We start from the raw sequence: 14,130 nt of genomic DNA, 5'->3' as shown, positions 1-14,130 counted from the left end.
ATCCCCCTCGAACAGAGTCAGGCCAGCCAGTCTGGCACAGGAAGATTCTTCTCACGGAGGAAGTCAGGATTGAAGAGCTTCGATTGGTAACGCTGACCCCCGTCGCACAGGATGGTCACCACCGTGTGGCCGGGGCCGAGGTCGCGCGCCACCCGCATGGCGGCGGCGATGTTGATGCCCGACGAGCCGCCCAGCACCAGACCCTGGGTCTTGATCAGGTCGAAGACGATCGGCAGCGCCTCTTCATCGGGAATCTGCACGGCGTCGTCGATTGGCGCGTCTTCCAGGTTGGCGGTGATGCGGCCCTGGCCGATGCCTTCGGTGATGGAACTGCCTTCCGACTTCAGCTCACCGCTGGTGTAGTAGCTGAAAAGGGCGGCGCCCATCGGGTCGGCCAGCGTGATGCGGATGTTCGGATTCCGCTCCTTCAGGGCCAGCGCGATGCCGGCCAGCGTGCCGCCGCTGCCCACCGCACAGGTGAAGGCGTCGAGCTTGCCGCCGGTCTGGTCCCAGATTTCCGGCCCGGTGGTGGTGCGGTGGCCGTCGCGGTTGGCGGTGTTGTCGAACTGGTTGGCCCAGACGACGCCGTTCGGCTCGGTCTTCGCCAGTTCCTCGGCCAGACGGCCGGAATAGCGGACGTAATTGTCCGGGTTGGAATAGGGGACTGCCGGGACCAGCCGCAGGTCGGCGCCGATCAGGCGCAGCATGTCCTTCTTTTCCTGGCTCTGCGTTTCCGGCATCACGATAACGGTGCGATAGCCGAGAGCATTGCCGACCAGAGCCAGCCCGATGCCGGTGTTGCCCGCCGTGCCCTCGACGATGGTGCCGCCGGGGCGCAGCAGCCCGCGCTCTTCCGCGTCGCGGACGATGGCGAGAGCGGCACGATCCTTCACCGACCCGCCGGGGTTCAGGAACTCCGCCTTGCCCAGGATTTCGCAACCCGTCGCCTTCGATGGCCCTTCCAGGCGAATCAGCGGCGTGTTGCCGATGGCGCCGATGAAGCCGTTGCGGATGTCCAAGGCGGGTACTCCCAAAGTCGGATGTGGATTGCTGCCGATACTATCAGGGCGCAGGGCTGCGGTTTCAAGGCAGGGAGTGTGAAATGCTGCATTGAACGCGAATCGAGCGTGAAATAAGCGGTGGAGCCTGGGAGCCGAGAACCCCCCGCACCTTACCCCTGACCCAGCCAGCGCTTGCGCAGGGACTCGCGGTGGCGGGCCAGCCAGCCGATGGCGATGATGGCGACGGAGTTGCGCAGGCGGTTCTCGTCCATCATGCCGATCGCCTCGTCGGCGGGCAGGGCCATGATGCGGATGTCCTCATGTTCCTCCTCCAGGCCGCCGGTCGCGGCGAGGTTGCGGCTGTCGACCCGGCCGCAAAAGACGGTGACGACCTCGGTGAAGGCGCCCGGGCTGACGTAATAATCGCAGATCTGCTCGATCTCCTGGATGGCGCAGCCGGCCTCCTCCATCGATTCGCGGCGCGCAACCTCCTCCGGGCTCTCGCCTTCGCCGACCATGCCGGCGACGATCTCGGTCATCCAGGCCGGGCCGCCGGCTGCCGCGGAGCCGACGCGGAACTGCTCGATCATCACCACGGTGTCGAGATCGGGATCGTAAAGCAGGACGCCCACCGCGGCCCCACGGTCGCACACCTCGCGCGGCGGCAGCACCTCGGTCCATGTGCCGTCGAACTTCTTGTGGCGCAGGCGGTAGACGTCGATGGTCAGAAAGCCCTTGTAGGGGGTCTTCTTGTCGAGAATCTCGATGTCGGGATGGTTCATGATCGGCGCGGGTCCATGGATGGCTGTTTCCCACAGGGTGCTATGCCGGCACGCCGTCCACAAGCGCCCGGGAAGGTAACCCGCTATTGGGGCAGGCATCACAGCGTCGGGTTCAGCCTTAGGAACCGCACGCGGTCGGCCGAGGTCACGGGAACCGGGGTCAAGGTGGAACCGCGCATCACCTCGAGCGGAACGACGATGCCGGCCGGTCCCAGCCCCCAGAGCTTGCGGTAGAAATCCGCCAGTCCATTGAAGCGCTGCCCGCCGACGCCGACGATCCAATCGCCGGGGCGCAGGCCGGCCGACTCGGCTGGGCTGCGTGGCGACACCTTTTCCACCAGCAGCCGCCCCATCTCTTCGCGCAGGGTGACGCCCAGCCAGGGACGGGCGGGTTCCTGCCGTCGCCCGTAAGCCAGAAGGTCGGCCAAAATCGGCTCAAGCGCCGAAACGGGGACGAACATGTTGCCGGGCAGGCCGCGCCCCTCCACCGCCTCCGCCACCAGCAGCGATCCGATCCCGACCAGCCGGCCCTCGCGGTTGACCAGGGCGGCGCCATTGAAGGCGCGGATCGGCGGGAAGGTGAACAGCGCCTCGTCCAGCAGATATTCCCAATAGCCGGCGAACTCCCGCTTGCCGACCACCTTCACGGCGGTGGCTCCGCGATTGCCGCCGCCGCTGAGCGCCAGCAGGGTATCGCCTTCCTTCACGGCGCCTGTACCGGCCAGCCGCAGCCAGGGGGCTGAAAATCCCATCTCCGCCCGCAGCAGCCCGAAGCCGCTGACGGGGTCGTAGGCCACCATGTTGGCGGGATAGCTGCGTCCGTCCGCGGCGATGACCTGGATCTGCGACGCCTCCATCACCGTATAGCCGATGGTCAGGATCAGGCCGGAACCGTCGATGACGACCCCGCTGCCCTCGCGGTCGGTGCCCAGCGTGCGGGCGCTCTGGCTGTCCGCCGGCACGGTCGCGGTGATGCCGACGACGGAACGGACGACACGCTCCGGGTCGAGCTGCGCAGACTCCGCCGCTTTGGCCGGGACAACGCCGGGGACGACCAATTGCAGCCCGATCAGGAAAAGGACGGCCGCCGCCAGACGCGGCATAACCGGTGTTGAGACGACCCGCATGACGCCGCACTCCCGCGCAAGGCAGGGCCAAGGGCACCCCCGGCGACGCGCGGCCCTGTCCGTCGCGACTCGGGTGACACAAGCATGACATTGCGTTCGAGTCGCGGCTCATCAAGCCGTCATCGCGCGGTCGTCCACCACAAGCGCGACCATGGTGATGGAAACATACCGCCGTCGGCCGCTGTTGTCCTGTCCGGGTCCCGCAATCAAAGGGGAAAGGTGACAGCATGCCCATCGAAAGCGAACAGGAGTTGGAACAGGCCGTCCAGGAGTTCCAGCGCCTGAGCGACGCACCGGAAGGGTCCGAGGAGGGACGCCGCCGCAGCGTTCTGGACGCGGACATCAAGTCGTACTACGCCAGATGCGCAGACACGATGCGGCCTGCCAAGCCGCCCTCCACCGGCTGATGGAGGGGGAAGCGGGTCCGCGTGGCCGACCGATATAACGCCGGCCATCATTAAGGAGAGCGGTCCGCGATGAAGCGACTCGACACCTGCTACACCTGCCGCTTCTGGGAGGGGCAGGGGCTCCGCCAGCGCGGGCCGAAGGGAACCTGCCGGCGCTATCCGCCGGTGGTGACCCCGCGAAGCCCGGAAGGCGATTTCCCAATTACCCTATCCACCGACTGGTGTGGGGAATGGAAGCGGGTGGCGGTCGCCGCGGTGGGCGGCGACCCATCGGACTCCGACGACAGCATCTATGACGATCTGGTGGAGTAGGGCGCCTCAACGACCGGTGCCTTGCTCCCGACCGGTCAGCGCGGGTTGGGCGGGATCACCAGAACCGGGGTGTTCTCGTAGGCCTGCGGACTGCGGTCGGCGACAGGTCCGGTCCAATCGGCGCTGAAAGCCAGCAGGGCGACCAGCACGGCCGCCAGGAACAGCAGCATTGCCGTGACGCAGTCGACCGTCCGGACCGGACGTTCGTCGGATTCGGGCGAGCGGTTGCCTGTGCTGCCGACTGGCGGTGCGGTGCGGAAATGTTCGGATTGGAATGGCAGAAGCACGGCGGTCCTCCATCGGCTGGAGACGCCCGGCCCAAGGCTCGGCCCGGATTATTATCAAGTCTAACCCCGCGCAGACATGCGCGGCATTTCGCTTCCGGCAAGGCAGGCTCGTCTTTTGGGACTAGTTCATGCCGTGGTGGGCCACCGTCAGTCCTAGCCCAACTGCTTTAAACCGAATTCGGTTACTTAAGCGCCACAGTCAAGCGGCAAGAGTGCAGAAAGACAAAAAGGCCGGATGCATTCGGCATCCGGCCTTTTCGATCTGGCTCCCGGTGCTGGACTCGAACCAGCGACAAGCGGATTAACAGTCCGCTGCTCTACCAACTGAGCTAACCGGGATCGGTGACTGACCTTTCGGCCGCCGCCGTTGTTGGCGTGGCGGGTGTATAGCCGAACCATTCGGCCCTGCCAAGCCAATTCCGACAGAAAAATGAATTTTCTTTCGACGGCGGGCGAAGGGCATTCTGCGAATGAAAACAAGGTCCAAACGCAAAAAGCCCCGCTGGGGGCGGGGCTGCGTTCAGTCTAATTGACCATCATCTATACTGCTGTCAGGTATGGAGGCACGGGCGGGAATCGAACCCACGTACACGGATTTGCAGTCCGCTGCATCACCACTCTGCCACCGCATTTTCCTAAGGAAATCAATGGTCTAAGCCACCCAACAGCCCCCTTGTTCCCTGGGAGCAAGATGGGAGCAAAATGGCTTACGTCGAGAAACGGGGGCGCAGCCTGCGGGTGGTCGTGAGGGTCCGAGGCAAGGTCGAGGCCCAACGGACTTTCCCCCTGGAAGCCGTCGAGGAAGCCCGGAAGTGGGGTGAGGAACAGGAAGCCGCCCTTGGAGTCGTGGGGAGGGGCAGGGGACGCAAGCGCGAGTCTGTGACGCCCTGTAGGACGCTTCAGGATGTGCCCGAACCCAAAGCGGCAGTAGACCTACCGTCCAACGCCACAGGCTATCCCCTGACGCTCAGGGAGGCCCTTACCCGCTATCTCACCGAAGAGAGTCCAAAGAAGAAAGGCCACGAACAGGAAAAGGGGCGGATCGGCTCTTGGCTGGCCCTTTCCCTGGCCGATAAGCGAATGGCGGATATAACCACAGTGGAGCTTGTGGAATGGCGACAGGCCGAAGAACAGCGGAAGGGCTGTAGAGGGCTTCCGATTTCCCCTTCAACGATCCGCAATAAGCTGGCAATCCTGTCCGCTATCTACCAACACGCCCGTAGCGAATGGGCGATGCCCGATCTTCAGAACCCTGTCCGCGGTGTGAAACTTCCGAAGAACCGGAAAGGGCGCGATGTCCGTCTTACGACGATCCAGCGTGAGGAACTGTGGAAGGAGCTTCGCAACCCAATCCGCAAACCCTACCTGTATTATATCGCCCGTCTTGCGGCGCTAACGGCAATGCGACAGGGGGAGCTTTGGCAGATTGCCCGTTGGGAATGTTGGAATAAGGCAAACGTAATTCACCTGACGGACACAAAGAACGGCGATAACCGGGACGTTCCCCTTTCCACGGAGGCTGTGAAGGTTCTGCGGGAATGGTGGGTTGAGCAAGGCAGGCCGACCACTGGCCCTCTGTTCCCCGACGTGATGCGCCCCGGCACCGTTGTTCGCTCTTACCAGAAGGTCATTAGGGCAATCCGCAAAAGAAACCCTAGCTTCCCACACATTACGTTCCACGATCTTCGCCATATCGCAGCTACTGACCTAAGCAAGCGGCTTTCCAATGTGCTTGAATTGTCGGCTGTGACCGGGCATCGTAGCATTCAGGTGTTGAAGCGTTATTATAATCCAGACGCCTCTGAACTTGCATCTAAGCTAGGTTGACAGCGGGTGAGGGGCGTTGTCCCCTCCCTTGCTTGCTGCTGCCCTTCGCAACGCTTACAGAAGCTCTTAGCGCCCTCCTTGACGCACGGTGCGGTTGATGTTGGTTCTCCGCCTCCGCCTCCGCCTCCGCCTCCGCCTCCGCCTCCGCCTCCGCCTTACCCCCTGGTAGCTGACCTATCACGCTGAAGACGCTGCTAGTGAACTGAGCCAGACCGATGGTATTGTTTGTCAATTGGTAACGCTCTCGCTCGCAACCACCTCACCCAAGTAGCCATGCTGGCGTATTCAGATGTATCGGTCATTGCGTTATAGTTATGGGCTTCCGCCCACGTAGACCAGTTAAAACGGGACGCTTGTAAAGTATAAGTGATCGGTAGATTGACGGGGGATCGGATGAATCCAGAAGATATCGGTCGACTATTCTATATGCTTTTGGATACTTCCGATCCAACGATAGCAGATCGCTTAATGAATCCTGCAACTCTGGAAGATTGCCTGCTTCGTATTCAGGCTGACCCGTTGCTCGATCATACCCGACTATATCGAGTGGCCCGCGCCCGAGCCGCTGCGATGGGCACAGAAAACTACCTTGAGCCGGTATTTCAACAAGACTTCGACAATTATCTTGCCGAGATGACGGATATAGGGCGCATGATTGCCGAATGTATTCCTCATAGGTATGTTTTGACAAATAGCCGCGAAGCAATGTGCATTGAAACCGCTTGCGGTCGGGTGATTGTCGTTTCCGAAGTGCTTCGGTATGCATTGTACTTCATGAACCTGGCATTTGGAGAGCTTTATGGGCTTCCGTCGGTTCCTGATGACGTTCAAGGTCATGCAATGATTGTTGCCGCAAGAACGATGATCATGACAGAGGCTCTGGACTTTGATTTAGATCCACGCGGCATTGTTCCTAATGATATAGACGCGTTTTTGCGTCATATGACCGAATGGCAGATGAAGTTTGTCATCGGTCATGAGTTTTCGCATCATCGCTTCGGGCACAAAGGTCTTGGCCTACGTATGACGCGGCCGATCAGAAATGATCCAGGGGAAGGGAAGGGGCATGAATGGCAGAGTTATAAGCGCAGTTGGCATGAGGAGTATGAGGCAGATATAGGTGCAATAGAAGAGATTGAGGGTGAAGATTCCCGAAAATTAATATCGACTGCCGCCATTCTCTTTTTCCTATACCTAGAGTTCTTCGAGCGCATAGAAGAGGCGCTTGATGCCACATTGGCAGACATCGATACTCACCCCCCGACATCAGAGAGATTGAGAAATGTTGTGGATAAGTTTGGAATTTTGATAGATGTCGATTGGAAATGGGCGGCGGCTCAGTTGGAGAGTATTCAAGATCACGCCAAAGCGATTATCGAAATATATAATGATGATCCAAATTTATTGTTGGAATATGGATCGGCATATCTGGGTTCTTGGAAGGGGCCGGATTTAATAGACAGAGTGGATTACTAGTAATCGCAGTGGAGTCTGCGCCAGACGAGAGGTGTCATTTGTACCGGGATACGTATCCGAGATTGATGGCTTTGGTATTTTGATTGAGAAGAAATCAATTTCCGGCAAGCGTGGCCGCGCTTGAGAGTTTCGGAGGTTTGCGGGAGGCGCCCGCGGTCCCCAACCCTCTTGTTACTGCCACGGTAAAAACCGGGGGCGCCCGGCTACCGCCTACTATCTGAACAAGCGGCAAGCCACGTTCCTGACCACGCTACCGGGCAGCCTGAGTACGGTTGCACCGAGCAAGGTCGAGATTGAACGCTCCGGCAATTTGCTTACCGTGAAAGCAAACCCTACCTCCTCGTGGATATCCGAGACCTGATAGCGCCGCACCGTTCCGCGCTTCAAGGATTTGGGAATATTCCGTGCCGTACGGAAAATGCCGGCAAGCCTGCCTGCGCTTGCAGGTTTCGGAGGTTTGTGCGGGTCGAACACAAATCCTAGCAAGCATGACCGAGTTTAAACGCATAGAGCATGTCGCGTTCGTTGAACGTAACGTTCCGGCAAGCGTGGCGAGCTTGAAGGCTTTGGACCCCTTTGGAGTGAACGCCTCCAAACTGGTGGCCGCCCCTCGACCGCCTTCTATCTGAACGAGGAACAGGCCCTTCTAGTCGCCATGTTCTCCCGGACGGAAAAGGCCAAGGAGGTTCGGGCTACCCTGGTCCGGGTGTTCGCCGCGTATCGCCGCGGTGATCGGGTGCCGGCTGCCCCGACCTTCCGGGTTCCTCAGACCTTCGCGGAAGCCCTGCGGCTTGCTGCGGACAATGCGGCCTTGGTGGCGCTGGCGTGACTGAGAGGGCCTGAGGTTTGAAGCCTCTTATTTAGCATCAGAGCGCAACATATAGCGTCCAATAATCTTCCTGACTACCATTAGTCGGAACGCTTCTAGCCGTTTCGGCCACCAACCAAATTAATCCCCCCACCCTTAGAGAACCACACACTCTGAGGGATCGAAAGATGCTGCCGACTATCATCGTAAACCTGTCATTCCTGGCCCGCGAAGTGAATGACGCCCACGCCCAGACCCAACACCACGCCAAGGGAATGCTCTTGGAGGCGAAGCGGGCTGGCGAGGCGCTGTTGAAGGCCAAGGACCAATGCCAGCACGGGACGTTCAAGGACTGGGTGCAGGCGAACTGCCGGTGCAGCTATCGCCAAGCTGCTGCCTATATGCGCGTCGCTAAGCTGTCCGAAGATGCGGACCTCCGCACTTTTGATGGCGGTATTGACGCCTTCCTTCAGACGTTCGCGACCAAGCGTCCTAAGGAGCCTGCACCCGAGTTCACCCAGCGTGACGCTGAACACGTCCTGCGCATCCATGCTCTTGCCGAGCGGGGGGCGGAACATGAACGGGATGTGGCTGCGAACAAGCTGACCAGGGCGGCCGAAGCGTACGGAATGACGGCTGAGGCTACGGTCAATCGAGCGAATGCACTGTGCCCTGGCAGCCAGCTTATAAATGTCGAGAAGGCAGAACAGACGTTCGAAGAGCGCCTGAAGGCTGAAGCTTCTGCATACCAAAGAAGAGCGGACGTCTTTCGTGAATTAGAGGAAAAATTTTTCAATACTACCAAAGAAGACCTTCTCCGCATCCTTACAGAGCTTCGGATCAAAGGCGTCTGGTAATTGATGCGGCGGATACAGTGAAGGTGTTCTGAAGCGCCATTAAGAAAACAAGGGGGATATCTCTATTAGATAAAGAGAGAGCCTACCCCTTTAATATCACCAACCAACCTTAACAGGAAAACTATGGAACCTACCGCTCTCCCGGCCGATGCGGCTGCGGACAATGCACTACTATGCCCTATGGAACATGAATGTGGTTCGCTTTCTACTATCACGATTGATTGTTTGAAGGAGTATTTCACTTCGGTGGGCCATAGCCCTAGCCCCGCTATGTGGGAAGCTCTGTCCGATCAGGCCAAGGCCATGGAGGCGATGGCAAACGGCACAGCCCGTCCGTCCCTCTACCTGTCATCCCTGGACCCAGGCGTAGGCAAGACCCAGGCCCTCTACGCCTTTGTCCGCAACCTTGTCCGTTCCCCTGCCCATGCTGGCGTCGGGGTGCTGATCTGCCTTGGTCGGCTGGAAGAGGTCCGCAGTTTCCTACAGGGCATGAACGCTTTCGGGGTTCTGCCACCTACCGCCGTTGCCGTCATGACCAGCGACCCCACCTTGAACGCTCTTGCTCATCCGGTGCCCCAAGAGGCGCAGGTGCTGGTAACGACCCACCAGCGTTTGGAGCGGATGCGGGGCCGTCGGCTGTCCGATGCGGTTGCTTTCTCCTATCAAGGCAGACCAAGGGCGGTTCGGGTGTGGGATGAATCGTTCCTTCCCGCCCGTGCCGTGGTGCTGAACACCAACACCGTTGCCGGCCTGCTGGAAACCCTGTCTACCGTCAACCCAGACCTACGCGCCCGGATCATGGCGATGGTGAATGAGGTCGAGGGGCTACCCGACAATAGCACCTATGCCGTTCCCTCCTTCGCGGCAGAGTTCGGCATCGGTCTTCCAAAGTTGATTCGGGCAATGGGGCGGAGGGCGCCCACAAGGCTGAAGGATGCGGCGGCCGATCTGTGGCACCTGTCGGGGCGAACAGTCAGCGTCCGATGTGGCAACCGGGACGGATGGTCCTTGGTGGATTACCGGGACAGCCTTCCGCCCGATATGGCCCCCATGCTCATTCTGGATGCGTCGGGGCGTGTCCGCGCCACCTATGACGACTTGGAAGCCCGCGGCCTACTGGTGAGGCTCCAATCGGCTGTGAAGCGGTACGACAACCTCACCGTCCATCTCTGGGACAAAGGGGGCGGCAAATCCTCCTTCGCCCTGCATGGGGACGAACTGTGCAATGAGGTCGCCCGAATGGTTCTGACAAAGCCGCAGGAACCTTGGTTGGTCATCGTCCACAAGCCCCACCTAACCGGTGGAGATTACGAGCGACTGACCCGCCAGCATCTACAGGGAGCCGACGTGGATGTCGCCTTCCTGACGTGGGGCAACCACATGGCAACCAACGCCTATGTGGATCGACCGAACGTGATCCTTGCCGGAACGCTGTTCTACGGCACCGCACAGTATGAGGCCCTGAAGCGCTCCGTTGCCGACCAGCGGGCATCCGACGCCTGTGTAAGTGTTGAGGCGCTGGCGCGGGTGAAGATGGGGGAAACGATGCACCATATTCTACAGGCCCTCTGCCGGTCCTCTGTGCGTCGCTGTGAGGGTGATGGTTGCCCGCCCACCAACGCCTTCATTATCGGCAACAGCCGCCATAACTTCCAAGGGGCGCTTGCGGAAGCGTTCCCAGGTGCGATGGTGAGGCCATGGCGACCTGAGGGACTGAAGTTGACCGGCTATGTCGCAAAGGCGATTGTCTACCTGTCGGAAATGGATAAGAACGTTCAGGCAGGCACTAAGGTGCGGTTCAAGCAGGTTGCGCAAGCAATTAGCATGAAGCCCGAGAACTTCAATAAAGATGTGCGGGAACATCCGGCTTTCAGTGAGGCTCTGGACGAACTCGGCATTGTCGAGGTCGGAGGCAAATTGCGAAAGACCTCCTTCCAATTTTGGCAACGTATTGGAGAGTAAACGTCTAATAGCAGGCAGCCTAGAGGTTCCCGAATGGATACCCGAAGACCTGAAGGCGTGGCGTGTGCGGCTTGGCATGACCCAGGCATCCACAGCCGATGCATCGGGCATTAGCCGCCGCTTGTACATCGACCGTGAGAAGCCCAAGGCCCGCATTAGCCGGGAAACGGTTATGGCCTACCTACACCTTGAACAGCAGACGGACAGAGGATGACATAGGGAAGGGCCTTCGGGTTCCTCCCTATTTTAGTGGCTTGCCTAGTTCTTCCTGTATCCGTTGCCAGTGGTCTTTGACCTGCGAGCGTATCGCTTCATCTTCCATGGTTTTAAAAGATCGCTTTGCGTATGAAATAAAGTTGTTTCTGCCGAGATGTGTAAACCGCCGGTATAGCTTCCTCTTGAAAACATCCCCACTCGCACCGGCTTTGGCTGACTTATTGGCCCTGCCTTTTGCGGCGCGAACGCCATAAACTACCTTCCGCCAGAACTTCGACAGCGTTTGGGATCGTATAAGACGTTTGTAACCGTCATAGGTAAATCCCAGGTACTGGAGAGGCTTTTCCCCTGCGCTCAGTCCCTTAAAATCGAAACGCGATATAATAGTTTTTTCTTGGTTGACTGCGATTTTGCTCCCAATTCGTGTGAGCGCAATTTCGACGGCTCTTTGTACCGTATCTTGATCCCCATCTTCTATGATCCACAGAATGTCATCGCAATATCGCCTGTAATATCCATGTAAGCCGTGGGCCAGTGCAACCATCTCTTGATCGAACGGTATCATGTAGATATTGGAAAGAACGGACGACATCGGAGAACCTTGCGGAATTCCGAAATCATCCGCGTTCACCTGAATGAGTCTGCCCGCTCTGATCTTTGTACGGAATTCCGATGGAGTGCATAGCGGCTTTGGAGGCACATCTTTGATACCTAACGCGGCGTATGCTGCCTCCCGATCCACACGGGCATATCGGGTCATTGCTTTGAACACAGCATAGTGATCAGGCGGAAGTCGGTCCATCCCTATAACCTGACACCATTGCCGTTTTAGGTGCTCGTGATCAAGAGAGTCAAAAAACTTCTCCAAATCCATAGCAATGGCCACACAAGCTCCGCGTCTATCTACCTCCGAAAACGCATCCTTTGCGAATGTGATGTTTGAGCCGATCCCGCTTCTGTAAGCAAGAACGCAATTCTGAAGAGGCGTGTCTTCAATAAAACTTTCGTAACGCTTAGATAACATCCAAGCGTAATAGGAAAAAATATAACCATCAACATGGGATGCCATGCGGATCGGCCTTTTCTTGCTCTTGATTTCTGCGACACCCTTCTTTGATTTGTACCGCCTTACTTTAATGTCGAAGGCAAGAAACGGATAGAAACTCCGCTTTGCAACTCGCTCTGGATTGGAGACGTAAGCGGTAGCGTGGTCCGCAGATAACGGAACATCAAAGTGCGCGTACCGCTTCTTCCGATACCAGACAGGATCACTCATATGGCATCAGGCCAAGAGCAAAGTAGCAAGTCCGGGGGAACGTGGCATAGCCTGGGTTCTGTCGCGTCTACCCAATAATCCGCTCCCCCGGAAGACTTCGGCCCCCTCTATCAATGCCAATTAGCCACGCCGCTTGGACTGTTTTGGGGTCCACTATATTCGGCAGCTTTACCGGAGCATCGCTACCTAACGCGAAAAACTACATGTGCTAACCTAACGATGGAGGTCGGAAGATGAGCCGCAAGCTGCTGAAAGCCACGCTGTGGATAATCAGGCTCGTGTCGCTGGCGAAATTCGCCGTTGACGTCATCAACTACTCCCCCTCTACAGCGACCGGCATCCGATCCTGAGAGGCAATGCAAATCATACAACCGGCGCACCCAAAGCACAAGCTGGACAGTTGCACCCACTGGCCCGCTCCGTCCCAATAGACCGTGCCCTAGCGAGTCGTCTCACGCCCACGCCCAAGCCATCCCAATGAAATCCCGCTTGCCATTTTGGGACATCAGGGCGATAACGTCTGAGGGTTCATTGAGACGCTTGGGACGGAACAGACCATGCTGATCGGCTACGCTCGCACCAGCACCCTTGATCAGAAGGCCGGCATTGAGGCACAGGCCCGTGACCTTCAGGCGGCAGGGTGCGAGAGGCTGTTTCAGGAACAGGTATCCTCTGTGGACGTGGCGAACCGGGAACAGCTTGCCATTGCCCTCGACTTCATCCGGGAAGGGGATGCCCTGGTGGTGACGAAGCTCGACCGCTTGGCCCGCTCCGTCGCCCACCTGATGACGATCCTCGACGCCCTGAAGGCCAAGGGCGCATCCCTGCGCATCCTGAACATGGGCATCGACACCAGCACCCCCACCGGCAAGCTGATGCTGACCATGCTTGGTGGCGTAGCTGAATTTGAGCGGGAGATCATGCTTGAACGCCAGCGGGAGGGTATCGCCAAGGCCAAGGCTGACGGGAAATACAAGGGCAGGAAGCCCACGGCACAGGCCAAGGCGGAAGACGTAATGGCTCTGAAGGCGCAGGGCGTGGGTGCCAGCGAGATTGCCAAGCGACTCGGGATCGGCCGTGCCAGCGTCTACCGCATCCTTGGTGCCGATGCCTGAACCGCGGGGCAGGGAAGGGCGGTAGGAGTCCCAAGGGACCGGAAGACACTCCCGACCCTCCCCCGGCCCTTTGGAAAACCGACTTCAAAGAATGAGGCTTTAGGGCTGTTGATTGGTTGTTGTTCCGGCCCTTCACGGTAGGGAAGCCTGCCAGATTTCTCTAAGGGACTCCCGGCACCCCCCGGCCCCTTTGATCTTCGGTTCCCCGAGAGGGGGACGCCATTCCGTAAATCGGCCCCCACCGGGGGGAGGTGCGGCGCCTGAATTTCAACTGTGCCGTCCAAACTGTAGGCTGGTGGCGCCTTTGCTCCCATTCCGCTCCCACAGCGCAACGGGCTTCCCTGCGATGCCTGAAGGGAAGGGGCTGGACTGCGGCGAGTCGCTGAGGCAGATAGGGGGCGTTCATCGGGCAACGGATCAGCCGTGGGAGCAAACGCCCACAGCAGGCCGAAGCCTTGGGTGCAATTGGGAGCAAGATGGGAGCAAATTGGGTGCCCTGCGCCAACTAGGCTTCAGGGCTAAAGGCTGAAAACCCTAAGGTTTCCAGAGGGTTAGGATGGAGGCACGGGCGGGAATCGAACCCACGTACACGGATTTGCAGTCCGCTGCATCACCACTCTGCCACCGCGCCATCCTGACCGGCACCGGCGCGCCGTTTCCGGTGCGCCCTCGGTGTG

The 14,130-nt window shown here is 59.0% G+C and carries 13 protein-coding genes and 2 tRNA genes; 8 read left to right on the top strand and 7 right to left on the bottom strand.

Annotated features, from left to right (window positions below; genetic code table 11):
* Nucleotides 1-17 precede the first annotated feature (17 nt).
* From VH569_RS26740 to VH569_RS26730, 3 genes are all read right to left on the bottom strand, one after another.
* Nucleotides 18-1,019, bottom strand: a complete 1,002-nt coding sequence (locus tag VH569_RS26740) for a cysteine synthase A (protein WP_109048996.1) — start codon at nucleotides 1,017-1,019, stop codon at nucleotides 18-20.
* A 152-nt stretch (nucleotides 1,020-1,171) separates the two neighbouring features.
* Nucleotides 1,172-1,783, bottom strand: coding sequence for an NUDIX domain-containing protein (locus VH569_RS26735; RefSeq protein ID WP_423319309.1), 612 nt, complete (start codon nucleotides 1,781-1,783; stop codon nucleotides 1,172-1,174).
* Nucleotides 1,784-1,881: 98 nt separating this feature from the next.
* Nucleotides 1,882-2,910, bottom strand: coding sequence for a S1C family serine protease (locus VH569_RS26730; protein ID WP_423319307.1), 1,029 nt, complete (start codon nucleotides 2,908-2,910; stop codon nucleotides 1,882-1,884).
* A gap of 227 nt (nucleotides 2,911-3,137) precedes the next feature.
* Here VH569_RS26730 and VH569_RS26725 point away from each other — a divergent pair, with 227 nt between their 5' ends.
* Both VH569_RS26725 and VH569_RS26720 read left to right on the top strand, forming a co-directional pair.
* On the top strand, nucleotides 3,138-3,317 hold the full coding sequence (locus VH569_RS26725) for a hypothetical protein (RefSeq protein ID WP_098739756.1): 180 nt from the start codon (nucleotides 3,138-3,140) through the stop codon (nucleotides 3,315-3,317).
* Between the two features lie 69 nt (nucleotides 3,318-3,386).
* The gene (locus VH569_RS26720) at nucleotides 3,387-3,629 is read left to right on the top strand and encodes a hypothetical protein (protein ID WP_109048993.1); all 243 of its coding nucleotides are present in this window, start codon (nucleotides 3,387-3,389) and stop codon (nucleotides 3,627-3,629) included.
* Between the two features lie 35 nt (nucleotides 3,630-3,664).
* Here VH569_RS26720 and VH569_RS26715 read toward each other — a convergent pair whose 3' ends face one another.
* The gene (locus VH569_RS26715; RefSeq protein ID WP_423319304.1) at nucleotides 3,665-3,916 is read right to left on the bottom strand and encodes a hypothetical protein; all 252 of its coding nucleotides are present in this window, start codon (nucleotides 3,914-3,916) and stop codon (nucleotides 3,665-3,667) included.
* 263 nt (nucleotides 3,917-4,179) lie between these two features.
* Nucleotides 4,180-4,255: transfer RNA gene (locus VH569_RS26710), tRNA-Asn, on the bottom strand.
* Between the two features lie 363 nt (nucleotides 4,256-4,618).
* On the opposite strand from VH569_RS26710, the gene VH569_RS26705 reads away from it, so the two are divergent.
* The 5 genes from VH569_RS26705 (at nucleotide 4,619) to VH569_RS26685 (ending at nucleotide 11,060) form a co-directional block, all read left to right on the top strand.
* On the top strand, nucleotides 4,619-5,743 hold the full coding sequence (locus tag VH569_RS26705) for a tyrosine-type recombinase/integrase (protein WP_423319303.1): 1,125 nt from the start codon (nucleotides 4,619-4,621) through the stop codon (nucleotides 5,741-5,743).
* A gap of 393 nt (nucleotides 5,744-6,136) precedes the next feature.
* Nucleotides 6,137-7,219: a hypothetical protein gene (locus tag VH569_RS26700; RefSeq protein WP_423319301.1), complete on the top strand. Its 1,083-nt coding sequence runs from the start codon at nucleotides 6,137-6,139 to the stop codon at nucleotides 7,217-7,219.
* Nucleotides 7,220-8,215: 996 nt separating this feature from the next.
* Nucleotides 8,216-8,884: a DUF3102 domain-containing protein gene (locus VH569_RS26695; protein WP_423319299.1), complete on the top strand. Its 669-nt coding sequence runs from the start codon at nucleotides 8,216-8,218 to the stop codon at nucleotides 8,882-8,884.
* 225 nt (nucleotides 8,885-9,109) lie between these two features.
* A complete protein-coding gene (locus tag VH569_RS26690; protein WP_423319297.1) occupies nucleotides 9,110-10,846 on the top strand; it encodes a hypothetical protein in 1,737 nt (578 codons plus the stop codon).
* Nucleotides 10,734-11,060: a helix-turn-helix domain-containing protein gene (locus tag VH569_RS26685; protein ID WP_423319295.1), complete on the top strand. Its 327-nt coding sequence runs from the start codon at nucleotides 10,734-10,736 to the stop codon at nucleotides 11,058-11,060. The genes VH569_RS26690 and VH569_RS26685 overlap by 113 nt, the downstream gene beginning before the upstream one ends.
* A 27-nt stretch (nucleotides 11,061-11,087) precedes the next feature.
* On the opposite strand, the gene drt2 is transcribed toward VH569_RS26685, so the two are convergent.
* Complete coding sequence (gene drt2 / locus VH569_RS26680; RefSeq protein ID WP_423319294.1) at nucleotides 11,088-12,338, bottom strand: antiviral reverse transcriptase Drt2; 1,251 nt, start codon at nucleotides 12,336-12,338, stop codon at nucleotides 11,088-11,090.
* Nucleotides 12,339-12,895: 557 nt separating this feature from the next.
* Here drt2 and VH569_RS26675 point away from each other — a divergent pair.
* Nucleotides 12,896-13,453 (top strand): recombinase family protein, encoded by a 558-nt coding sequence (locus tag VH569_RS26675; protein WP_423319292.1) that lies wholly within the window; start codon nucleotides 12,896-12,898, stop codon nucleotides 13,451-13,453.
* Between the two features lie 557 nt (nucleotides 13,454-14,010).
* Here VH569_RS26675 and VH569_RS26670 read toward each other — a convergent pair.
* Nucleotides 14,011-14,084, bottom strand: a tRNA-Cys gene (locus VH569_RS26670).
* Nucleotides 14,085-14,130: the final 46 nt, after the last annotated feature.

The organism is Azospirillum sp. 11R-A (assembly GCF_049472615.1).
GTDB classification, from domain to species: domain Bacteria; phylum Pseudomonadota; class Alphaproteobacteria; order Azospirillales; family Azospirillaceae; genus Azospirillum; species Azospirillum palustre.
The sequence above is the reverse complement of the archived record's forward strand: the minus strand, read 5'-3'. Positions and strand labels throughout refer to the sequence as shown.